Genomic DNA, 23660 nt, shown 5'->3' on the forward strand with positions numbered 1-23660 from the left:
AGTGGAGTCAGAACTCACCGACATCAACTGCCCACCGACATCACTGGAGTCAGAACCCACCCACAACTGGCCTCAAGACTCACCTACAAAGCCACTGCTCCCTGCAGCGCCTGCTGCACACAGCCCAGCGTGGCGTCGATGACCTCCAGGCGCAGCATCGGGTTCATCCGGTCGTCCAGATTGGCCAGCTCGGCATACGGGTCGCGGCTCTTGAGGAACCGGGAATGCAGCTTCAGCCGCACGGCGACAGGTGTCGCCATGTCGTACGCGCGCAGCACCTCGTACAGCCAGTCACGGATGGGCACGTCGATGTGGTCCGGCACGCCCTCATCCCACAGGGGCTCCGGCTCGGTCTTCCCCGCCAGACGGTCAGTCAAGAGTAATTGTCAATACCTGTGGATCAGTTGAGGTGGATCACGCTGCGAGGGTCTCGTCTCGTTCGACGAGGAGGCCGTTCTCGAAGCGGGCGCCGGCTCGAACGAGGGCGACGAGGTGCGGTGCGGTGACCGCTCGCCAGCGGGCCTGGGCGGACTCAACGAGTTTGAAGACCATCGCGAGGGCTGCGGCCGGGCTGCCGGCGCCGCGGGTGACCTTGGTCCGAAGCTTCACGGTGGAGAAGGTCGACTCGATCGGATTCGTCGTCCTCAGATGGACCCAGTGCTCGGCGGGGAAGTCGTAGAACGCCAGCAGCTCGTCGACCTCGCCGGTGATCTTCTTGACGGCCTTGGGGAACTTCGCCCCGTACGCCTTCTCGAACGCGGTGACCGCCTTCTCGGCGTGCGCACGGTCCTCGGCGTTGTAGATCTCCTGCAGAGCCTTCTTCGCGCCGGGCTGCGCGGACTTCGGCAGCGCGTTCGAGACGTTCCTTGTTTTGTGAACCCAACACCTCTGGTGCCTGGCCTGCGGAAACACCTCCGCCAGCGCCCTCCACAGGCCCATCGCACCGTCGCCCACGACGAGGGCCGGATCGCGCATGCCCCGGCGGCGGCAGTCCCGCAGCAGGTCGGCCCACGACTCCGTCGACTCCCGCAGGCCCTCGGCCAGCGCGATCAGCTCCTTGGTGCCGTCCAGGCGCACGCCCATCAGGACCAGGACGCAGGAGTGGGCCTGGCCGAGGCGAACCTTGGGGTGGACGCCGTCGGCCCAGACGTAGATGTAGTCGGATTCGGCCAGGTCACGGCGCTGGAACTCGGCGTGGTCGGCGGCCCACTGCTGCGTCAGCCGGGTCACCGTGGCCGGCGACAGCCCGGCCGAGGAGCCCAGGAACTGTTCCATCGCGGGCACGAAGTCGCCCGACGACAGGCCGTGGAGATAGAGCAGCGGCAGCACCTCGCTGATCTTCGGGGACTTCCGGCACCACGGCGCCAGGATCTTCGAGGAGAACCGCTGACGTTCACCCGTCGTCTCGTCGACCCGCTTGTCGTTCACGCGCGGGGCGGCCACCTCAACCGGCCCAGCAGCCGTGGTCACGGTCCGCGGCCGGTGCCGGCCGTTGCGGACCACCAGTCGGCGACCGGCCTCGTCACGCTGCCCGGCGAGCTCGGCTATGTACTGGTCCACCTCCGCCTCCAGAGCGGCGGCCGGCATCCGCCGAGCACCCTCGCGGACGATCTCGTCGATCACAGAACCGGACTCGGTGGTGCCGTCTTCATTGACTACGCTGAGCACGGGCGTGCCTTCCCGACCCGCGTTCGCAGCGCGGGCCTACTCGGTGACTTGACGATCACTCACTCGGGAAGGTACGCCCTTCGCGCGTCCTCCAGAGGAGCTGATCCACAAGTCCTGAGCATTGCTCCCCGAGCTGCCGCACCGGACAGAGGACGAGGGCCGCACCGGCACCGCCCACGTGACGAAACCCCAGGTGAGCGACCGGTCCGGGTCCCCCGTGGCATGGGCGCGGAGTCTGCAGGGGGCCGCCGGGAACGCCGCGATGGCCCGAGTGATCGGCCGGACGAGGGCGCGGGGGACGGTCGTACAGCGGAAGTTCCCTGGACCGAACGCGGCCGACCGGCCTCACACCGACGACCCGACCGCGCACCCGGAGTGGTCCGTGTACCGCGCGCTGATGACGGACGCGGGGTTCTCCGAGAACGTGGTGGAGAACCTGTGGTCGCTCCTGATCGGCGGGCTGCGCGAGCAGGAGACCATCAACTCCGCGTCGGCGGACCCGTCGCTCACCCGGACTGAGCGGCGGCTACGGCGCGAGGGCAACGAGTGGTACCAGCAGGCAGGGTCGACGGCGAGAACACCGCCTACCTCTGGCGGGCCGGCAAGCTGATCAACCTCCGCACACTGGGCGGCCCGTCCAGCTTCCCCACCGCGATGAACGACCGGGGCCAGGTCGTCGGCCTGAGCACGACCAAGGACGGCCGCAGGAAGGCCTTCCTGTGGTCCAAGGGACGCATGCGCAAGCTCCCGCTGGACGACGCCTCGGGCATCAACAACCGCGGCCAGGTCGCCGGCGGCAGGCTGCACGGCGCCACCGGGTTCCACGCGGCCCGGTGGCACAAGGGCAAGGTCACCGACCTGGGCGCCCGGGCGTTCGACCGCAGCAACACCTACGGCATCAACAACCGGGGCTGGACCATCGGCTGGACGCTCTCCGCCGACCGCTCCGAACGCGGCACGCTCTGGCGCAAGCGCAAACTGACCGACCTGGGCACCCTGGGCGGGTCGACCACCCGGCTCGTGGCGATCAACGACCGGAACCAGATCCTGGCCGAGTCACAGCTCGCCAACGGCCAGGTCCACCCGGCCCTGTGGCAGCGAGGCCGCTGGACCGACCTCGCCGCCAAGGGCATCACCACCCAAGGCGAGGTCGTCGACATCAACGACCACGGCACGATCGCCGCCTCCATCCGCCCCGTCTTCGGCATCTCCCACGCCGTCCTCTACCGCAAGACCCGCTGACGGCGGCTCGGCTACGAGAATCGATCCCAGCCCGAAGTCTTCGGGGCGAGCGGGTTCCGATAGGGGAGGTCGACGACGCGGACGTTGACGTGGTCGACCCACGGCCACTTGAAATAGCCGGAGTTCACGCCGTGTGTCACGCCGGCTTCTCCCACCGCGGCACCGAGACCAATACCTAGGGAAGCCTGTGCGTACGAGGCGAGCTCGCCGTCGAAGCTGCGCTCCACACCTGCCGCCAGGGTGCCCCCGCCGCCGAGGTGGCCGCCGAGGGACGCCTGGGCGTATGTGCCGCTTCCACCGTTGATCTGGTCCGCGGAGCCACTGTTGTACATGAGACCGATGTCCGCGGCGGCGAAGGCGCCTTCCGTGCCGAATTGCTTCACACCGGCGTTGAAGGTGAAGCCGTTGGAGTCCATCGAGAGGCAGGCGTTGGCCCCGGCACCGTAACCGGCGGCAATCGCCACCGATGGACAGATGGACGTCGAGCCCTTGGCGTCGGAGTTGTTCAAATCCTCCGTGACGATAGGCCGATCGAATTGTACGGGCTCGGCGGGCTTGGACTTGGACTCTGGCTTGGACGTGGGCTTCGCCTTGGGCTTGACGTAGCGCGGGTTGATGTCCCTCGGATCAAAGAGGTTCGGCTTCCTGGGCTTGTTGAGAATACAGCCAAAGCTGCCGAAAGGCGGGCACCGTCGTTTCCATACCCTCATCGAGGCCTTGTAGATGGCCATCTTCCAGTTGTAGTAGCCCATGGTCTTGGCGGCCGAACGGCTCGGTGCGGCATCGCTGCCATCGAGATCGATGAAGTACTTCAGACCATCCGGGTCGGTCATGGTGGTGGGGTTGTTGATGGCGTAGGCGTACGCGTTGAGCTGCTGCGGATCCTTGGGATCCAGAACGGGGTCGACGGAGAGGAAGCGGCCGAGGTTCGGGTCGTATTGGCGGACGCCGAGCTGGGTGAGGCCCGAGGGCAGTTCGGTGCCGCCGACGAAGCCGCGGGAGCCCGTCCAGGCGGGCTGGGTGCCGCGAGGGTTGCCGAAGGGGTCGCTGCGGCGCAGGGCCGTCGCGGAGTCGGCGGCGTTGACGATGACCCCGTCCGTGCCGTGGTGGTCGGGGCTGAGCCACTTGAGCCCGCCGGCATCGCGGACGGCGATCGTGCGACCCGAGAACGTGTAGTGGCGGGTGCTGGCGGATCGGCGGGTGGTCTTGTCGTAGCGGATCTCGTCGCCGCCGAAATAGACGGTGGTGGCGCCGGTGTCCGTGCTGGCGATCAGGCCCTGATCGGCGTCGTAGCTGTTCGTGGTCGTGACCGAGCCCGAGGTGATGGTCTCGAGCTTGCCTTGCGGGCTCCAGGTCAGGGTCTGGGTCCCCGATGGCCCGGGCCGGGTGGTCATGTTGCCGGTCTCGTCGTAGTCGTAGGCGCCCGCGGCGGTCACCGCGGTCCCGCCTGCGGTGATCGAGGAAACCGTGTTGGGCTGTTCCTCGTCGTCGTCCGGGTAGTTGTAGCGGCTGGTGGTGGCCGTCGCGGCGGCTCCCGAGCCAACGCCGTGCTGGGTCGCGGAGAGCCGGTTGCCGACGGCGTCGTAGGTGTAGCTCGTCCAGTACGGCGCCGGTCCGCCGCCGCTGTTGCCCGGTGAGCCACAGGTGGCGGCGGTGGTGGTCCAGGCGTCGCTGAGGCGCCGGAGCCCGTCGTAGGTGAAGCACTGCACGTCGGCGGTGCCGATCTCCGGCCGGTCGGCGACCGAGGTGACGTTGCCCGCCTTGTCGTAGATGTAGTTCAGATCCTGCACGCTGCCCGGCTGGCCGCCCTGACGCTGGACGACAGCCCGGTCGAGCCACCGGGTGCCCTGCTTGTAGTAGAAGGTCTGTGCGACCTGCTGGGCTGTCTGGCCTGATGCCGGTAGGTCACCGAACTGGATCTGGGACAGTTCGCCGAATTCCGAGTAGGCGGTGTCGTACACGTACTTGAAGCCGCTGTTGGCCTTCATCTCGAAGGGAAGGCCAAGGCTGTCGTAGCCGTAGGTGAGGGTCTCCTCTGCGACACCGGGCAATGCGGGCAGGGTGACAGTAGCCGGGCTGCCGTCGACCTTGTACGTCGACTTGGTGGTAAGGCTGATGTTCAGCGGGGACAGGCTGGAGGGCAAGGTGAGCGTCTTGCCGGTGGGTCGGTAGGCGGCGTCATATCCGGTGATCGCCGTTGTGTATTTCTCGGTGCCGACATAGCGAGTCGACGAGGTGAGCTGTCCCTTGAAGAGGGTGTCGTATGTCCAGTTCGCCAGCACCTTCGGGCCGTTGGCCGTCTCAAGGCGTTCCTCGATCTTGCGGCCGAGAGCGTCGTGCCGGTAGCCGAGGGTTTTGCCACGTGCGTCCTTCGTCGAGGTGAGCTGCCCGGCGTCATCGTAGGTCTTGGTGCTCTGGCCCTTGTCCGGGTCGGAGATGCCCACCTGCCGGCCGAGCAGGTCATAGGTGTAGCGCCACGTGCTGCCCGCGGCATCCGTGATCGTTTCGATCTCGCCAGTGTTGGTGTAGGTGTAGCGGGTCTTGTTGTGGTCGCCGGTCGGAGTGGCCGCGGCATAGAACTGGCGCTGCTCGCTGAGCTGGCCTCTGGCATCGGTGTAGGTGGTGACCGGCGTGCCGCCCTCAGGCGGAGTCGTCTCGGTGCGGTCGCCGAAGTACGCCGTCGTCGTCTTGTGGAGCTCGGTGCCGAGGGAGTGCACGGCCGTCACGGTGGGTCGCTCTGCCCCGTCGAAGGTCGTACGGGTCATAGCGGGCACCTTGGTGTCATCAACGCCTGCGAGCGTGGTGCCAGGTGTTCCGGTGTCGGCGTAGGGTCCGTTGGCCTGGACAGCCAGCCCGCGGGAGTCGTACAGCGTGTCGGTGAGCACTCGCAACGGCCCCTGACCGGCTGGCCCGGGTCCCACCGCCTGCTTCTGGCGAGAGCGCAGGAAGCCGTCGAACAACTCGTAGCCCGTCTGGGTGTTGCCGTTCGGCTTGAGGACCTCCGTGGACACCCAGCTCGGCCCGTCGGGGCGGACTCCGTAGGCGTAGCGGGTGTTCGGGCTGTCGCCGCTGTCCTTGCTGCGGCCGGGCTTCCACACTCCCACCAGCCGGCCCAGCGCGTCGTACGTCAGATCCGTGCGCCGGCCATTGGGATCGGCGACCTTCACCGGCCGGCCCAGCACAGGGTCGAGCGTGGTCGTCGTGACATGGTCGTCCGACAGGTTGGCCACGTCCATCGGGTTGGTCGCCGTCGTGGACGTCGGCAGACCGGTCTGCGGCGAGTAGCTGGTGGTGGTCTTGCGGTTCAGCGGGTCGACGGCTTCCAGAACCCGGCCGTAGCCGTCGAAGGTGGACCTGGTCTTGGGGATGTAAGTGGCCTCGCCGTCGACGTACGCCTTGAGCTCCTCGACCTTCGTCGCGTCACCGGCCGTCGGTGCCGCTCCGAGGGCGCCGCCGTCATAGTACGTACGGTTATGGGAAACGGCGTCGCGGGGGTACGAAGGCGTGGTGCCGCAGGCGACGGCGTCGGTCCACTCCTCCGACACCAGCTCGAGCTGCCACGACGTCTCGTTGCGGGCGTAGCGGGTGGTGACGCACCGATTGTCGGTCGCCACGTCGACATCGCCGAGGTCGTTCACCTCGATAGGCAGGCCCTCGGCGTTGTACTTGGTGGTGACCTCGGTGGTGCGCAGGCCTCCGGGCTTCAGGGTCGTCCGGGTGGTCGTCTTCTCGACCTCGACGACATGGGACTTCAGCGTGCCGTGGATGGCCGTCGGATCGCGCTTCAACGGATCGTTGATCACGCTGGAGACCACCGGCCCCCCAGCCCCCTCGTAGGTGATCTGCTCGCGCTGGAAGCCGGACAGCTGGTCATCGTCGGGCCAGGTCGCACCCTGGGAGTCGGTGATCGGGTCGCCGCCCATTCCGCGGAAGTACTGGTGCAGCGTCGACGACTGCGTGACCTTCGTCGGGTCTCCGCTCAGGACGCGCACCTTCTCGTAGCCGCGGTATTGGCTCCACGTCCGGCGCGCGGCCGGGACCAGCGGGTTGTCGTCGTACTTCCAGGCGGTACCGCCGACGTACTCGTAGCTGGTCGTCTCGGTCTGCTGCCCGCCGACCCGGTCCTGGAGCGCGACCGACTGGACGCGGTACTTGTTCATCCAGTCGTTGCGCTGGATGTCGCCGTCCGGTGTCCAGATCGCGGGGAAGCAGCGCTTGGTGTTGCCCTGCGCGGCCGGGGGCGAGGTCGGCGAGCAGTCGGTGCCGTCGTAGTAGACCGAGACGGTGCCGCCGGACTCGTTGTTGATCTGGTTGATCCGCCACTTGTTCATCGGCAGCAGGCCGTCGGTGTCGGAGTTCAGCCGGTTCGGCAGCTGAGTCCCGCTGAAGGTGACCTTCGGCAGCTCGATGGCCTGGCCGACGATGTTGTCCCCGGACGCGAGCCCGGTGTGGGTGATGCCGTGCAGCCACAGCGACGGCGTGGTGTTGTCGGTGTTGGGCGGGTAGCTGTGCTCGAACGTCCACCGGTCGACGTCCTTGTAGGCGCTGCCGTTCCACACCTGCGTGGTGATGGTGGAAAGCCGCTTGGTCGACCAGAACGTCGGGGAGAACTTCGTCCCGCAGTTCTGCCCGTCTGCGCACGCCTGGTCGGACGGAACGTCCGGGCCGCCGCGCTCGGCGTGGTCCAGGACCACCTGGGCGGCCGGATGCTCCCCGTTTCTTCCGCCGTACTCGATGCGGTCCAGGATCCCGCCGCGGACGTACCGGGTCGTCTTCGCCCCGCTGAGGTTGCGACCGTAGTTGTTCGTCTCCGGCGTGTACGAGTACGTGATCGTGTTGCCGTGGGTGTCGATGACCTTGTCCAGGTTCCACCGGTAGGCCTGGTCGCACCACGACGCGTCGAACGTGGCCTGCTTACACGGCTCGCCGTCCTCGTTGCCGAACACCGGCACCGCCCACGCCGACGTCTTGGTCTGGCCGAAGAAATACTGGGTGCCATCGGTCGTGGTGAGCTTCCAGTGCTCGCCGACTCCCTCGCTGCCGCCCTTGTCGCCGTTGTCCACCCCGGTCAGCCGCTCGATCCGGCTCCCGTCGTCCTTCTCCGGCCGCCACCTGTTGCCGCCTGCGTACACGAGCCGCGAGGAGCGCCCGTCAAGGCTCAGCGACGCGTTGTCGGTCTCCCAGCACAGGTCCCCGGTCCTCTTGAGCGGGTCGGTGATGTCGTCGGCGCAGCCCATGTAGGAGCGCTCGATCGAGCCCGGCCACATGTCCCAGCCCAGGCCCATCGCCGAGGCCTGGTTGTTCGTCGCGGCCGTCTGGCCGTCCACGGACCCGGAGGAGTACGACAGCGACAGGTCCGGCTCCAGGCCGCCGGGGGCGGCGGGCACCTTCAGCGGATACGAGTAGGTGAAGTCGCCGGACTGCGTCGACACCGCCCACGAACCCGAGGGCGACAGCGACGTCGCCTTGTAGTCGCCCGTCTCCCCGTTCGGGGCGGCGGTGAGCGCGAAGGTCGAACCCGCCCTGGCCACCGTCACGTCCGCGGTCGCCGTCCCGGCCTCGACGTCGTTGGTCGTCGTCAGGACCTTCCCCGCCGACCCGTTGTTGGGGACCTCGACCAGGCGCAGCCGGGCCGCCCAGTCACCGCCATAGGCGTGCCGGAAGGACGAGTAGTCGACGGTCAGGGACACCTTGCCGGGTTCGGTCTTCCCGTCGGTACGGCTCAGCTTCAGCATGAGCCCGTCGACGCTCCGCCTCTTCGCGCTTGGGTGATCGATCATCTCCACCTGGACCGTGGGTGGTGTGGCCGACTTCCCGGCACCGCCCAGCAAGACCGATCCGCTGGCGGCACCGACCCATACCGGTAGCGCCTTGGCCCGGACCCGCCGCGCCCCGAATTGGGTCGCCGCCGCCGGTGGCGTCACCTCCGCCTTCCCCGCGGCGGGCCACGACGCAGCCGGCTTCCACTTGGCCACGGCCTCGGCCACCTTGTCGGGCGGCGGTGCCTTGACGGGCACCTTGGCGGTGTCCACCAGGTGCGCGCGGTCCGGCTTGATCGGCGGCCAGCTCTCGTCCGCGCCCGCAGGCGACTGGATGCCCGCGACCAGCCCGACCACCAGGGTCACTGCGGTACCCGAAGCTATGAAACGACGCATGATCATGGCGACTTCCTCAGGTCCGTCAGGGGCGGGTGATCACGTAGCCGAGCGGGCGGCCGAAGTCGGCGCTCCCCTCGCAGAACGGGTCGAGGGACTCGAACCACTCGGCGCCCTCGCTGCGGCATGCGTACAGCTGTTGGCTCTCCATGCCGTCGGGTGGCTCAGACCACAGGTGGCCGCTGGGCCAGGCACCCATGTCGTTCTGGCCTTCGCATGCGACGTCCGTGGACACGAACTCGTCGAACACGTCGGAGCGGCTGTCCTCACACAGCTTCAGCTGCGGTGGGCCGCCTTCGATGCTCCGTAGCGACACGTAGCCCAGCACCTTCTCGGTCTTATAGCCGGATGGCAGGAATTGCGCGTGCGCGCTGGTCCAGCGCTCCCCGTCCGGCCCGCGATAGCGGATGAGCGGCGTGAGCGTTCGTACGTATCCGAAAAGGAACTCGGTACGCACCTTGTCCGGCGTGCTCTCACAGGCGTCGCTATGGGACAGGTAGTGGTCCCCGCTTGCAATCACCACGCACCGGTAGACCGGCAATGTGGGAACGCCCTCGGGCGGGTTTATGTAAACCCGCCCTGCGGTGCCGAGAACCTCATATCCTGCGCAGTTGGCCGCGTGGTCGAGGAAGAACCCTCCGCCATAGCGGCAGGAGTAGACCGGCCGGGTGTCCGGCGCGCCCTCCGGTGCGCTGAACCCGCGCGTGCCCTCGAAGTAGTACCCCGGCGGCACCGGACCAGGGCCGGTGTAGCGCCTGCCGTCATGCCCGGCGAACTGCCCGAAGGCGCCCGCGAAGGCCGACGGGGGCTGCGGCTCCGTCTGGGCGCTGAGCTCGGCGATCTCCCGGTCCGCCAGCACGCCGTTATAGACGTGGACCTCGTCGATCGATCCCATCCAGTTCCCCGCCGGCTGGCCGTTCCACCTCCCCCGGCCGATGACCAGCGGGCCCGTCACGTTCGAGTTCTGCGTGCCGACCGCCTTGGTCCCGGCCAAGTGCCCGTTGACGTAGATGCGGATCTCGCCCGTCTGCGCGTCATGAACGGCGGCGATCGCCACCCACTCCCCCTGGACCGGCACCGTCCCGGACCCGGCAGCGTCCACCGACAGCGGGGTCGGGTTGGTCTGGTCCGGTGCGGTGACCAGGTGGAAGGACCACTTGTGGTCGCTGCCGACCTTGCGGCGCTGGAGGAAGAACCCGCTGTGCTGGCCGCCGTCCTGGCTCACCACGGTGCGCGCCGTGTCGTCCAGCACATCGGGTCTGACCCGCGCGGCGACCGTGAAGCTGGTGTCGGTGCGCGCCACCACCGGCTGGGCGGTCAGCCCGGCACCGGTCCCGTCCGCGAACCGCACCGCCCCGCCGCCGACCTTGCCCGTGACCCAGCTCGCGTTGCTCAGGCCGACGGTGCGGTAGTTCCCCGAGGCGTCGCCCGCGCTGCCGCCCGAGCCTTCGTCCAGCGGGTAGTACGCCTCCTCGACCGGCGTCCCGGCCAGGCGATCGACCTCGCTGCGCGGCGTGTCCTCCCCCGGATCGAGGAAGGTCAGGTCGCTGAGCGCCCGGTCATAGATCTGCACCTCGTCGATGTCGCCGGCCCAGTTGTCCCCGAAGGTCCCCCGCCATTTACCGCGGCCGATCTGGACCGAGCTGGATTCCCACGGTGTAGTCACCACGGCGGTGACGTTGTATTGGCGTAGACCGTTGACGTACAGGGTCATCGTTTGGGTGGGGACGTCGTAGACGCCCGCGAGATGGGTCCACACGCCGACTTGGGCGACCTTGAGCGATGTCACGGTGATCAGCTCGGCGTCGTCGGTGGCCTTGGACGCCATCCGGAAGCCGAAGCGGTTGACCTCGCCGATGTACCCCAGCGAGAACGCGGACATCCGGTCGCCCACCTGGGAGACCGCGGTACGGGTGACACCGTTCGCCTGGTCCAGCTTCACCCATGCCGACACCGAGAAGCTCCCGTTCGTGGCCACCGCGGGCCCACCGCCGGGCGCGACATAGGAGTCGCTGGCGCCGGTGAAGTGCAGCGCGTCCCCAGCCCGGCCCTTTGTCCAGCGTGTGGGCCCGAGGGCGACCGTGCCGTTGTGACCGCCCATCGGGTCGGTCACGCCGGCATCGGTCCAGCGACCGTCCAGCGCCCACTGCGCCACTGGGCTCGCGCCCTTCGCCACCTTCAGCGTATGGCGCTCGCAGTCCGAGCTCACATTGCCGGCCCGGTCGACGGCCGTCACCCAGATGTCCCAGTCCGCCGCCTTCATCGGCGTCACCTTGAACGAGGCCTCACCACCCAGATCTTCCGCGGGCACGCTGCGGGTCGTACGGCATTGGCTGCCGCCCTGTGCCAGGCCGTACCGGAACTCGACCACATCGGGGTCATTGGCCTTGACCGTGAACTCGGCCGGCGCACCCACGGTCGACTCGGAGGGCGGCGTGGCCGACGGCCTCCCGGGCTTTTCGTTGTCGATGTCGAGCTGGCACATCCCGGTGCCTGTCTGCGGCCCGAACAGGCTGGGACCCCAGTTGTCGCCGGCCCGTGCCCGCCATGAGAGCTGGAACCCGTGCTGGAAGGTCCCCTGCGGGATGACGTCGGTGAACTCCGAACCATTGACCAGCGGCCCAGGGGCGTTCGGCGGCTCGTGCATGGATCCATGCCGGGTCCACCGCTCGAACCGCATCCACAGGTTGTCGTCGTCCCGGTCGGTGCCGGTCGCCCGCAAGATGATCGGCCCGGACGCGTTGCTGGCATAGTCCGGGTTGTTCACATCCGTGCTGCACGGACGCGAGAAGCTCCCCGCCGACCAGGAGAAGTTCTTCGGCACGTCGGGCGGCCAGTTGTAGTGCACCAGCAGCGAGTACGCGTCGAACTTCTTCCAGCTGTAGTCCTCGGTCTCATCCTCGGCGATCAGCGCGAACGCGACGTGGGTCGCGCCCTGGCCGTTGGAATACCGCACCTGGTCGCCGACGCCCCAGCCGATATTCGCCGGCCCGCATGCTCCGCCCGGCTCGTAGCCGTGCATCTCCCTGCGGGTCCCGCCGATGGGAGCCGGAAATTCCTTCTGCGAGTTACGCCAGGTGAGGTCGGAGCCGAACGGGTTGGCATGGACCAGGCTCACCCCGAATCTCCTGCTGCCCCCGCCACAGGCCGGGGCGTACACCTCGTGCGCGTTGAACTCCGCACCGGACAACCCGTTCGGGGTCACGACCTGCGCGCCGTGCAGGCCTCTGATGTCGAACTGCACAAACGTACGAGCCGCGCCGATGCCGTTGCACGTACCGCTGGCGAGCCAACATTTGCCGACCTTGCCGAGGTTCTGCCCGCCGAATCTGCCGGGCGGCTCGACGTCCCCGCCGCCGTGCCAGAACGAGGAGTCCAGCTTTCCCGAGAAGACCTTGGCCCAGCCGCCGAAGGGGACCCACCAGTCCGGGTCGATCGACACCGGGAACTTGGTGTCCGGGGCCGTGAGCAGTTTCCGGTCCGGGATGACGGTGATCGCGTTCTTGGCCATCTCGAAACGGCCGACCGCCTCGTTCGAGGCCGCGTCCCACATCGCGGGAGCCGGCGAGGAAAAGACGGTCTTCCCCTTGGCGTCGACGAGCTCGGAGCCACCGCCCTTGCCCGCCTTCAAGGTGAGCCCGCTCGTCTGCACGCCGAACCGCACCTTGCGCAGCTCCGGGTTCTTCGCGGCCGCGCGCGTCTTGACGACCAGCACCTCGCTGAAGCCCGCCGACCCCGCGGTGAGCTTGAGGTCGACGCCCGGCATCACTTCCGGATACGTGGCGGTGTCGCCCTTGAGCACCGGTGCCGGCAACGGGTCCGGCCAGCCCAGCGCCACCTGCTTCCCGCCCTGGCCGAGCCGTACCAAAGGCTCCTGACCACCCTTGGAGAAGGCCAGCGACACCGCCGCGGCACGCGGGGCGACCGAACCGTCCGGCCGCCGCACCAGGGTGGTGTCGATCGCCACCCACTTGCCGTCTTGGCGCGCCCGGACCGGGCCAGGGTGCAGCACTGCGGTGAAGTGGCCCTTGGGGTCGGCGTAGACCTCCATCGTCTCGGTCCGCTTCGCCACCACCTCGACCCGCTTCCCGGACTCCCGGGCCCGGGTCAGGGCAGTGCGTTCGGCCGGAATCGGCGCCGAGCTGGTGGGCGAGACGGGCGGCGGCGCTGCCGCGTCAGCAGTCCCCTCCCTGGTCAGGCCACCCGCGCCCAGCCCCGTGAGCAGGACCGAAAGCCCCACCATGACAGCAACGACACCCCGGTACCGCGATCTTGCCAACACCCACCGCCCTCGCCCCGCCCCACCGGCACCCCTGATCGGGAGAAGGATGGCATCGGCGGATCGCAACTGCCCACCCATGTGTGGGCGGAATGTCCTGATCTCGGTGCGCCGCATCTGTTTCCCCCGGGTTGTGGATCGGATCTGCCCAGATGTAGCCCGTTGGTGATTGTTCGTGTTCGAAGCCTGGTGTCGAACAAACAACTCCTGAAAAATGCGACCCGCCGTGCGAGCTGTGACACGGGGGAACGGGGAGTCGCGGGGAGCTGCGGGGACCATCGGGGAGGTGCGGCCATGCCGCGCAGGGAGCGACCGCTGGACGCGGGGGACGGTCCGTTAGTCGAATTCGCCGCTGGGTTGCGGCAGTTGAGGCGGAAGGCGGGGAATCCGCCGTACCGGAGACTCGCGGAGCAGGCGCACTATTCGATCTCGACCCTGTCCTCGGCCGCCGCCGGGCAGCGGCTGCCGACGCTCGCGGTGACGCTGGCGTACGTACGGGCCTGCGACGGGGACACCGAGGAGTGGGGGCAGCGGTGGCGGGAGGTCGCCGGGGCTCTCGGGGAGGTGAGGGCGGAGCCCGAGGGCGGCGGGCCGGCTGCGCCGTACGCCGGGCTGCGGTCCTTCCGGGAGCAGGACTCCGAGTGGTTCTTCGGGCGTGAGCGGCTCCTGGAGGAGCTGGCCGGGCGGCTGGAACGGCAGCGGTTCGTGGTGGTGATCGGGGCTTCGGGGTCGGGGAAGTCCTCGCTCCTACGGGCCGGGCTGGTGCCGCGGCTGCGGGAGGCGGAGGGGGCGACCGTGCTCGTACTGACGCCCGGGGCCCGGCCGTTGGAGGAGTGCGCCGTGCGGCTCGGGGCGATGGCGGGGCTCGCGCCGGGCGCCCTGTACGGGGAACTGCGGGACGACCCCGAGAACCTGGGGCGCGTCGTACGGCAGATCAACGCCCGGGACGACGACACCAGTGACCGTGAACTCGTGCTGGTGGTCGACCAGTTCGAGGAGGTCTTCACGCTCTGCCGGGACCCCGCCGAACGCGACCGTTTCATCGAGGCCCTCGTCCTCGCCGCCTCGGACCCCGGCGGCCGATGCCGCGTAGCCCTGGGCGCACGCGCCGACTTCTACGCCCACTGCACCCACCACGCGCCCCTCGTCGAGGCCATGCGCGACGCCCAGGTGCCCGTCGGGCCGATGAGCCTCGACGAACTGCGCCGAGCCGTCGTACAGCCCGCCCAGCGCGCCGGACTCACCATCGAGGGCGCCCTGCTCGCCACGCTCATCGCCCAGGCCCACGGCCAGGCAGGCGTACTCCCGCTGCTGTCGCACGCCCTGCTGCAGACCTGGCGGCGGCGCCGGGGCAACGCGCTCACCCGGGACGCCTTCGAGGCGGCGGGCGGTCTGGAGGGCGCCCTCGCACGCACCGCCGAGGAGTTCTACCAGGGTCTGGACCCGGGCCGGCAACAGCTGGCCCGGCAGGTGTTCGTACGGCTGACCGCCCTCGGCGACGGCACGGAGGACACCCGGCGCCCGGCCCGCCTGGAGGAACTGGACGGGCTGGCGGGGAAGGGGCCGGGGACGGGGGAGGGGGAGGGGGTCGGTGCCGGCGGTGACCTCAACGGCGAGATCCGTGCCGTACTCGACCTCGCCGCCGGCGCCCGCCTCCTCACCCTCGACCGCGAGCGCGTCGAACTCGCCCATGAGGCGCTGATCCGATGCTGGCCCCGACTGCACCGCTGGCTGACAGAGGACCGCGAGGCCACCCGCACCGCACACCGCCTCACCGACGCAGCCCAGGCCTGGGAGGCGCTGGGCCGCGAACCCGGAGCCCTGTACCGGGGCACCGCTCTCTCCCTCGCCGCCGGGCTCGACCGTACGACGATGTCCGTACCGGAGCGAGAGTTCCTGGACGCCGGTCTGGCCGCCCGGGCGGCGGAACACGCGGCGGTGCGGCGCCGGGCCCGGTTCCGGCGCCTCGGCGTGGGGCTGCTGAGCGTCCTGCTCGTGCTGACCACGACCACGGCGGCCCTCGCCGTACGGGCCCAGCGGGCGGCCGACCAGCAGCGCGACGTCGTCGGCTCCCAGCGCGCGGCGGAACGGGCGGCGGCACTGCGCGGCGTCAACCCGGCCCTGGCCGCCCAACTCAGCCTGGCCGCGTACAAGTTGTCACCCACCCCGGAGGCGCGCGGCAGCGTCCTCAGCACCTTCGCCACGCCGTACGCCACCCAGCTGACCGGCCAGTCTGGCGCCATCACGGCGGTGGCGTTCGGAGCCGACGGCCGCGTCCTGGTCACCGGCGACGCCGACCGCACGGTGCGATTGCGCCGGGTACCGGACCCGCACCGCCCGGACGGGCCGGTCACGCTGGGCCGCCTCGGCGGCTCCGTACGCACGGTCGCCGTCAGCCCCGACGCGCGGCTGCTGGCCGCCGGGGGCGAGGACGGAACGGTGGGCGTGTGGGACATCGGCGACGCCCGCCGCCCCCGGCTCGCGGCACGGCTGCCGGGCGGCGACGGTCCGGTGGCCGGCGTGGGATTCGGCTTCGGAGTCGGCCCTGCCGCACGTACCCTCGCGATCGTCGCCCGCGCGGGCATCCGGGTGTGGCAGCTGACGAACCCCCGCAGCCCCCGCGGCCTCGCCACGCTGGACGCGGGCACGGACATCACGGCGACCGCGTTCCACGGCAACGGCCGCACGCTGGCCACGGGGCACGGCGACGGGGCGATACGGCTCTGGGAACTGACGGAGTCGGGCGAGCGACTGCGCCGACTGTCGACGGTGCCGGGGCAGGCGGGGCAGGTAGACCAGGCGGGGCAGGCGGGCTTGGTCGACCAGGTCAGCCGACCAGACCCCACCGGGGCTACAGACCCCACCGCCCCCGCCACCCCCACCGCCCACTCCGGCCAGGTCAACGCCATGGCGTTCGCCCCCGGTGGGCGCCAACTCGCCACCGGCGGAGCCGACTTCACCGTGCGGCTCTGGGACGTGGGTCGGCCCGACCGGCCCCGTCGGACGCAGACGCTCGCCACGCACACCGATGCCGTCAACGCCGTCGCCTTCAGCGCGGACGGGCGTCGGCTCGCCACCGGGGGTACCGACGGCACCGTACGCCGGTGGGACGTGGACGGTGACAGTTCCGTGCGGGAGGCGGCCGTGCTCACCGGGCACACCGGCAGTGTGCGGGCGCTGGCCTTCGGGCCCCGGGGGCGCACGCTGGCCAGCGGCAGCGAGGACCAGAGCACCCGGCTCTGGGATCTCCCCGGGCCAGCCCTCGCCGGCCACACCAGCTCGCTCTACTCCGTCGCCTTCAGCCCCGACGGCCGTACCCTCGCCACCGCCAGCTACGACAGCACCGTGCGCCTGTGGGACCTCGCCGACCGGGACCGGCCGCGCCAACTCCCGCCGCTCACCGGCCACACCGGGCCCGTAAACTCCGTCGCCTTCAGCCCCGACGGCCGCACCCTGGCCAGCGCCAGCGCCGACGGCACGCTGCGGCTGTGGGACGTGGGGAAGGGGCCCCGGTTGCTGCGTACCGTTCCCGCACGCATCGGGCACGTCAACACGCTCGCGTTCAGCCCCGACGGGCGCATCCTCGTCACCGGCGGCGAGCAGGGCGCCGTACGCCTCTGGAGCACGACCGATGTCAGCGAGCCACGCCTGCTGTCCGCCCTGCCGGGGAGCAGTGCCGTGGACTCCGTCACGTTCGCGCCCGACGGCCGCACCCTGGCCACCGGCAGCGAGGACCGCACCGTACGCCTCTGGAACCTCACCGACCTCCGCCACCCCCTCGCCCGCGACCGCCTCACCGGCTACACCGACGGCGTCATGTCCGTCGCCTTCGCCCCCGACGGCCGTACCCTGGCCGCTGCGAGCGCCGACAGGAAGGTGCGGCTGTACGGGCTGACAGGCGGCGGTGAGGCCCGGGAGCCGGTGCTGCTGACCGGCCACACCAAACCGGTCGACACCGTCGCCTTCAGCCCCGACGGCCGCACCCTCGCCACCGGCAGCGAGGACTGGACCGCCCTCCTCTGGGACCCCGACATCGACCGCGTCGCCGAACGGATCTGCGCCACCGCCCACCCGACGATCACCCGCGCCGAATGGCGCCAGTACTTCCCGCAGTGGAAGTACCGGCCCCCATGCGGCAGTTGACGACACCCTCATTTGCGGCACGTCGGGTCCCCGGCCGGGAGCCTGCCCGAGGCCAGGTACGCGTTCACCGTGCCGTCCACGCAGGCGTCGCCGTACTCGCCGTACACCCCATGGGCGATCACCCCGTCCAGGGTGAGCAGCCGGGAACCCGTCAGCAGGCGGTGCATCGCGCGGCTGCCCCGGTATGTGGTCGCCGTGTCGCCGGTCGCGGAGACGATCAGCGCGGACGAGGCGTTGGCGATCCGGGTCGGGGACTCGCGCGGGGGATCGGGCCAGAAGGCGCACGGGGAGATGTTGTTCGTCAGCGGGCCGAAGAGGGGGTGGCGGGCGCGGCCGCGTTCGATGTCGCGCCAGTCGCCTCCGGGTCGCGCGGGGCCGCCGCGTCGCCGCACAGGATCGCGGCGGCCGGGCTGCCGTAGTGTGAACTGGCGGCGTCCAGCACGAACCGCAGGCTCCCCTCCAATTCCGGAGTCGGCGCGACGGCGATCCGCCGCGCCGCCTTCTCCAGCACCGCCACCGAGCGCGCGAACGCGGCCCGGCCCGCGGCGCGGTCGGTGCCGACACCGTTCCAGAAGAGATACGGCACCAGATGCTCGTCGATGTCGTACGAGCCGACGCGCAACGCCCGCTCCGACGCCGCCCCGACGATCCGGTGGACGGTCGCGAGCACGGCGTCCCGGCTCGCCCCGAGCCCGTACTCCCGGTCCCGGGCCGCCGTCCAGGACGCCCATGCGCCCAACGCCCGCTCCACCACAGGCTCGTTGCCCACCCACGGCCTCGGATTCCAGCGGCGCGGATCACCGGCGCTGTCGAGGACCACCCGGTCGGTGCGCCCCGGGAACAACTGCGTGTACACGGCGCCGAGATACGCGCCGTAGGAGTACCCGAGGTAGGAGATCCGGCGCTCGCCCAGCACCGCGCGGACGACGTCCATGTCCCGGGCGGTGTTGCGGGTCGTCACGTACGGCAGTACGGCAGTACATCACCGTGGCGGCGTACGCACCCTGCGGCCAGCTCCCGCTGGAAGGCGACCTGGCGGTCGAACGCGGCCCGGCCGGTCCCGGCGGAACGGATCCAGATACCGGTCGGCCAGCCGCAGTCGATCGGCGTACTGCGCCCCACGAACCGCGGATCGATCCCGACCAGGTCGTACCGGGCAGCCACCTTGCCCATGTACGCCCGCGTCTCCAGTGGCATACCGAGCGTCGGCTCGGCCGGACCGCCGTGGTTGAGGACCAGGGTGCCGATCCGGTGCGCCCGGTCGGACGCCGGGAGCCGGGAGAGGGCGATCCGGGTGGTCGGGCCGGTCGGGCGGCTGTAGTCCAGCGGGACGGTGATCCGCGTGCAATGGGCCCCGGCCCGGTCCAGGGCGGTGCCCGTCGCGCCCACGATGACGACCTGCACGGCCTCCACTGCGGCAAGCGCGCGGAAGGAGGCGAAGCGCGCGACCAGCTTCCGGCCGAAGACGCCGATCAGCAGGTGAGGCACCGACTCGACCACCACGACCAGGCCCATGGCGACCGCGCCGGATCGCTGCCAGGCCGTCCATGCCAGAGCAAGGGTGAAGAAGCGGTCGCCGAAGACGGACAGCGTCTCAGCAAGCCACAGGACCAGGACGGGACGTTGCCGCAGCAGGCTCACGTAACTCACCCGCGCGACTGTAGGGGCCCGTCGAACATCAAGAGGCGTCTTTGGTCACTCCTCCTTCAAAGGCAGTAACCGTCGTCCTCACGCTTATCCAGTCGGATGACGCCGACAAGATCAGCCAGCGCTTCTGCCTGAGCTGACAACCCGGCGGCAGCTCACTGGGCGCCGTTTGCCGCACGCCCCGGGGGCCAGACGGCTGCTACCCGCCGGTGATACACCGGCAGGCAGCAGAGCAGCGGATGAATGGGGAAAGCCACAGCAGTCCCGCATCCCGGGAAACCGGGTCTCGAAGAAGGATCGCGGGGACGGCTGAGCGACCGAGCGAGTCGTGTGCGGGCTACGGCGCCGGCTCGTAGGCGAGGGTGGCGTCCGGGCAGTCGGCGGCGAAGCGCAGCAGAGCCTCACGCTCAGCCGGGTCGACCGCCAGACCCCACCGCTTCTTCGTCGCCACCCACTCGCCGAGGTACCGGCAGTGCACGGACGGAATCGGCATCCATGTGGTGGGATCCTGGTCCGATTTCTGCCGGTTAGAGCGGGCGCTGACGGCGATCAGGCTGACTTCGGCTCCGAGATCGTTGGCGTAGCGGCGGCGTTTCTCCGTCGTCCAGCCGTAGGCGCCGGAGTCGTGGGCCTCGGCGAGCGGGACCAGGTGATCGATGTCAATCCTGCCGGGGCCGGAGCCCTCGATGAGGGTGTCGTCGTAGTAGGAGTGCCACACTCCTCCGGTGGTTTTTTGCAGGAGTAACTGTCAAATCCTGTGGATCAGCGCGGAGAACCTCAAGCCAGCTGTAGCCATTCATCGAGGACTACGAAGTCCTGGTCGGTGAGGCCTCGGGACGACGCGACGCGATGGAGGATCGCCTGGGCGGGGTGGTGGATGGATACCCAGTCTCGGTCGGCGTCGGTGATCTCGTCGTCGACCCAGGCGAACGGGCGTCCGTCCGCCCACGCCACGAGGGTTCGGGTCTTCCAGTGGAGCCCGAACCACTGGTCTTCGCGTTCGTGGGCGGCTGAGGGCTCTGGCCAGTTCACGACCGGCAGCTGCGGCAGGCCGAGTCTCGGTGCCAGCTCGATATTGGCCTCTTCTTCCCAGGTGGTGGCCCAGACTAGGTCGCACGGCAGCGCCGCGAGCCGCGGCCCGATCTGCGGGTCGAGCCGCGCCAGGTGCGAGTTGGATGCGGTGCCCGTGAGATCGCGCTGCGGGTCGTCACCGAACGGCAGGAGCGGCCCGTCGACGTCCACGAAGAGCAGTGGACGGTTCCCGTGCCTGGTCATGCTGCGCTCACCTCGGGACGCTCCACGAGGTAGCCGTTGTGGAATGTGGCGCCGTTGCGGACGAGGGCGACGAGATGGGGTGCGGTGATCGCGCGCCAGCGGGCCTGGGCGGACTCGGTGAGCTTGAACACCATGGCCAGGGCCGCTGCGGGGCTGCCAGCTCCGCGGGTGACCCGGGTCCTCAACTTGACGGTGCTGAAGGTTGATTCGATCGGGTTCGTCGTTCTGAGGTGGACCCAGTGTTCGGCGGGAAAGTCGTAGAACGCCAGGAGTTCATCGGCCTCGTCGGTGACCTTCTTCACCGCCTTGGGCCACTTCGCGCCGTAGGCGCGATCGAAGTCCTTGACGGCCTTCTCGGCGTGGTCGCGGTCTTCGGCGTTGTAGATCTCCTGCAGTGCCTTCTTCGCTCCGGGCTGGGCCGACTTCGGCAGGGCGTTGACGACGTTCCGGCTTTTGTGAACCCAGCACCTTTGATGCCTGGCCTGCGGAAACACCTCTGTGAGAGCCCGCCACAGGCCCATCGCGCCGTCACCGACCACGAGCTCGGGGGCCCGCATGCCGCGCCGCCGGCAGTCACGTAGCAGGTCGGCCCAGGACTCGGTGGACTCGCGCAGTCCTTCGGCGAGCGCGATGAGTTCCTTGCGGCCGTCGGTGCGCACTCCCATGAGGACCAGGACGCAGGAGCGGGCCTGGCCGAGGCGGATCTTGGGGTGGACGCCGTCGGCCCACACGTAGACGTAGTCGGATTCCGACAGGTCGCGGGCTTGGAAGACGGCGTGGTCATCGCTCCATTGCTTGGTCAGCCGGGTCACGGTGGCCGGCGAAAGCCCGGCCGAGCTGCCGAGGAACTGCTCCATGGCGGGCACGAAGTCGCCGGAGGACAGTCCGTGCAGGTAGAGGAGGGGAAGGACCTCGCTGATCTTCGGGGACTTCCGGCACCAGGGGGCCAGGATCTTCGACGAGAACCGCTCGCGCTCGCCCGTGGCGGCGTCGACGCGCTTGTCGTTCACGCGCGGCGCCTTCACCGGGACCGGGCCTGCGGCCGTGGTCACAGTGCGCTCACGGTGGTGACCGTTGCGGACCACCAGCCGGCGACCGGCTTCGTCACGCTGGTCGGCCAACTCGGCTATGTACTGGTTGACTTCGGCCTCCAGGGCCGCGGCGAGCATCCGCCGGGCGCCCTCGCGGACGATGTCGTCCATCAGGAAGCCGGTCTCGGTGGTTCCGTCGTTGTTGACTACGCTGAGCACAGGCGTGCCTTCCCGACCCGCGCGCCAACGCGGGCATACTCGATGACCAGAAGTCGATCACTCGGGAAGGTACGCCCTCCGCGTTCCGCGAGGCACCCTTACCGAGGCCGATCCACAGGTCTTGAGCATTGCTCCACCGAGGCCAGCACCACCGTCCCTCAGCCCACAGGCGGCGTGCTCCGGCTCGCCGACTACCTCGAACAACACGGCCGTTCCACCCGCCGCGGTCAGTGCCCACCTGCAACCTTCTGGCACGCCGCTCACACCCATCTCACCCACCCCGATGACCTCAACAATCTCACCCAAGCGGCCCTAGACCGCCATCGCCTGCAGTGTGGCCACCACCTTCTACAACGCGCCTCCGACCTCGGCGACACCGACGCCCTGTACCGCCTGGCCGTGATGCGGGAACGCGCCGGGGACCGCGACGGCGCCGAGGCCTTCTACCGGCAGGCCGCCGACCACGGCCACACCTACGCCCTGTACCACCTGGCCGTGATGCGGGAGGAGGCCGGGGACCGGGAGGGTGCCGAGGACTTGGCCCGCCAGGCCGCCGACCACGGCGACACCCACGCCCTGGTCCACCTAGCCGAGATGCGGGAACACGCCGGGGACCGCGACGGCGCCGAGGACTTGGCCCGGCAGGCCGCCGACCTCGGCCACACCGACGCCCTGGTCCGCCTGGCCGTGATGCGGGAGGTGGCAGGGGACCGCGACGGCGCCGAGGGCCTCCACCAGCAGGCCGCCAACTACGGCGAAGCACGCCGCGTGATCGCCGAGCTGTGGCCGTACGGCCTGGACCCGGACGGCACACCAACATCTCCATTGCAACCGTCCCTGTCAGTTGAGGGGCGATAACACGCACCGCCGGGCACGGTGTTGGTTTCTCAGCGCTGCTGGCCACGGCATCCGAGGTTCAAAGACCGGTTCTAAGAAGAAACGGTCGTCCGCCTGTCAGCGGCCGGGTCGATTGCCTCAGCCGAGGAGGCGAAGTCGTCGTCCGGGGCCCTACGGGCGGCACGGGCGGCACGGGCGGCTCGCGCCGTCGTGGTCCGATGCGGGTATGTGCCGGACGGCGGGAGCCGGCGTACCGGACCAGCGTGCGGTGCAAGGCTCCTTCGATGAGCTCTGGACCCGGTGGTGCTCGCGGGTCTTCGTCGCTAGGCGCGGATGCTCGTGTAGCGCACGCCCGGACCCCACCGCTCCATCGCCGGCGTCATGCACCACTGGCACAGCGGGCACCCGCCCGAGCCGTATCGGTGAGTTTTGCGCTGGCACCCGGCGCAGAGACCGACACGGTCGCCGGGGCAGGTCAGTGCGGACGGGTCCGGCTCGTTGATGGGCGGCGGGGAGTCGTGGTCATCGGCAGGGTCCTGTTCTAGGCGATCATCGCAAGTCGCCCAGTCGGCAGGATAACGGGCGGATGGTACGGATGTTCGAGGCTACGCCGTGGCGGCTTCGCGGGGCGGCCAAGTCGGTGATGTGTAGCAGCGTGTTTCGTCGCGATCGAGGGCGTGGTGTCGTCTGCCGGTTGTGCCGCACTTGCCGTCGTGGACCTGGAGCGGCTCGCCGGTGCTGGTGCCGAGTCCGGCGATCCAGTCCGAGGGTCGTGTCCGGTTCCCGCAGCCGCATGGCGTGGACACCGGTCTCCTGCTTCCCGGGCATCGCGTTGGCGGAGCCGCCGGGCTTGCCGCGTGTACGGCTGTCTACCGCTGGACGTCACGGTGCCTTCTCTTCCAGAGCCGCTATCGAACACCTGCTCGAATATCGGGGTAGGGTGGATCCCAGAGGAGGTGCAGGCGGGGCAGGGGGTGCGCGAGCGACAGGAGGTGCGGGGCGATGGTTTTACTCATTTGCACACCGTGTCCGGTTATTCGGCCCGTTACGGTGCCTCCCTGCCCGATGTCCTCGTACGGCGTGCTGCGGAGCGGGGGATGTCGGCGCTCGCGCTGACCGACCGGGACACCGTCGCCGGCGTCGTGCGTTTCGCCAAGGCCGCCG

General features: G+C 69.7%; 15 protein-coding genes. 5 read left to right on the forward strand and 10 right to left on the reverse strand.

The features are described from left to right. Positions 1-83 precede the first annotated feature (83 nt). Both ACWDR4_RS46435 and ACWDR4_RS46440 read right to left on the reverse strand, forming a co-directional pair. Positions 84-377 carry a hypothetical protein gene (locus tag ACWDR4_RS46435; protein WP_450417796.1) on the reverse strand — a complete coding sequence of 98 codons (294 nt, stop codon included), beginning with the start codon at positions 375-377 and terminating at the stop codon, positions 84-86. Between the two features lie 37 nt (positions 378-414). Next, on the reverse strand, positions 415-1668 hold the full coding sequence (locus ACWDR4_RS46440; RefSeq protein ID WP_351417564.1) for an IS256 family transposase: 1254 nt from the start codon (positions 1666-1668) through the stop codon (positions 415-417). Between the two features lie 262 nt (positions 1669-1930). Between ACWDR4_RS46440 and ACWDR4_RS46445 the strand changes: the two genes are divergently transcribed. Together ACWDR4_RS46445 and ACWDR4_RS46450 are read left to right on the forward strand one after the other, a co-directional pair. After that, positions 1931-2278: a hypothetical protein gene (locus ACWDR4_RS46445; RefSeq protein ID WP_212670973.1), complete on the forward strand. Its 348-nt coding sequence runs from the start codon at positions 1931-1933 to the stop codon at positions 2276-2278. Next, positions 2215-2910 (forward strand): hypothetical protein, encoded by a 696-nt coding sequence (locus ACWDR4_RS46450; protein ID WP_450417799.1) that lies wholly within the window; start codon positions 2215-2217, stop codon positions 2908-2910. The genes ACWDR4_RS46445 and ACWDR4_RS46450 overlap by 64 nt, the downstream gene beginning before the upstream one ends. 11 nt (positions 2911-2921) lie before the next feature. On the opposite strand, the gene ACWDR4_RS46455 is transcribed toward ACWDR4_RS46450, so the two are convergent. Both ACWDR4_RS46455 and ACWDR4_RS46460 read right to left on the reverse strand, forming a co-directional pair. After that, on the reverse strand, positions 2922-9071 hold the full coding sequence (locus ACWDR4_RS46455) for an RHS repeat-associated core domain-containing protein (protein ID WP_450417801.1): 6150 nt from the start codon (positions 9069-9071) through the stop codon (positions 2922-2924). Positions 9072-9090: 19 nt separating this feature from the next. Beyond that, positions 9091-13308, reverse strand: a complete 4218-nt coding sequence (locus ACWDR4_RS46460) for a LamG domain-containing protein (RefSeq protein WP_450417805.1) — start codon at positions 13306-13308, stop codon at positions 9091-9093. Positions 13309-13710: 402 nt separating this feature from the next. Between ACWDR4_RS46460 and ACWDR4_RS46465 the strand changes: the two genes are divergently transcribed. Next, positions 13711-17487 carry an nSTAND1 domain-containing NTPase gene (locus ACWDR4_RS46465; RefSeq protein WP_450417807.1) on the forward strand — a complete coding sequence of 1259 codons (3777 nt, stop codon included), beginning with the start codon at positions 13711-13713 and terminating at the stop codon, positions 17485-17487. An 8-nt stretch (positions 17488-17495) separates the two neighbouring features. Here ACWDR4_RS46465 and ACWDR4_RS46470 read toward each other — a convergent pair whose 3' ends face one another. The 6 genes from ACWDR4_RS46470 to ACWDR4_RS46495 all read right to left on the reverse strand — a co-directional run bounded on the left by ACWDR4_RS46470 (position 17496) and on the right by ACWDR4_RS46495 (position 21659). After that, positions 17496-17879 carry an alpha/beta hydrolase gene (locus tag ACWDR4_RS46470; protein WP_450417809.1) on the reverse strand — a complete coding sequence of 128 codons (384 nt, stop codon included), beginning with the start codon at positions 17877-17879 and terminating at the stop codon, positions 17496-17498. Further along, positions 17789-18448: an alpha/beta fold hydrolase gene (locus tag ACWDR4_RS46475; protein ID WP_450417811.1), complete on the reverse strand. Its 660-nt coding sequence runs from the start codon at positions 18446-18448 to the stop codon at positions 17789-17791. Before ACWDR4_RS46475 ends, ACWDR4_RS46470 begins: the two co-directional genes overlap by 91 nt. Further along, positions 18445-19137, reverse strand: a complete 693-nt coding sequence (locus ACWDR4_RS46480; RefSeq protein WP_450417813.1) for a hypothetical protein — start codon at positions 19135-19137, stop codon at positions 18445-18447. The genes ACWDR4_RS46475 and ACWDR4_RS46480 overlap by 4 nt, the downstream gene beginning before the upstream one ends. Before the next feature lie 334 nt (positions 19138-19471). Continuing rightward, on the reverse strand, positions 19472-19852 hold the full coding sequence (locus ACWDR4_RS46485) for an HNH endonuclease family protein (RefSeq protein ID WP_450417815.1): 381 nt from the start codon (positions 19850-19852) through the stop codon (positions 19472-19474). Between the two features lie 59 nt (positions 19853-19911). Beyond that, a complete protein-coding gene (locus ACWDR4_RS46490; RefSeq protein ID WP_307530520.1) occupies positions 19912-20409 on the reverse strand; it encodes an HAD domain-containing protein in 498 nt (165 codons plus the stop codon). After that, positions 20406-21659 carry an IS256 family transposase gene (locus ACWDR4_RS46495; protein ID WP_307530522.1) on the reverse strand — a complete coding sequence of 418 codons (1254 nt, stop codon included), beginning with the start codon at positions 21657-21659 and terminating at the stop codon, positions 20406-20408. The genes ACWDR4_RS46490 and ACWDR4_RS46495 overlap by 4 nt, the downstream gene beginning before the upstream one ends. Before the next feature lie 42 nt (positions 21660-21701). Here ACWDR4_RS46495 and ACWDR4_RS46500 point away from each other — a divergent pair, with 42 nt between their 5' ends. Both ACWDR4_RS46500 and ACWDR4_RS46505 read left to right on the forward strand, forming a co-directional pair. Then, positions 21702-22517 carry a tetratricopeptide repeat protein gene (locus ACWDR4_RS46500; RefSeq protein WP_450417818.1) on the forward strand — a complete coding sequence of 272 codons (816 nt, stop codon included), beginning with the start codon at positions 21702-21704 and terminating at the stop codon, positions 22515-22517. Between the two features lie 953 nt (positions 22518-23470). Continuing rightward, positions 23471-23660 (forward strand): PHP domain-containing protein (locus ACWDR4_RS46505; RefSeq protein WP_450417820.1); only part of this gene is annotated, 190 nt, incomplete at its 3' end.

The sequence above is a fragment of the Streptomyces sp. NPDC000878 genome, from assembly GCF_053599695.1.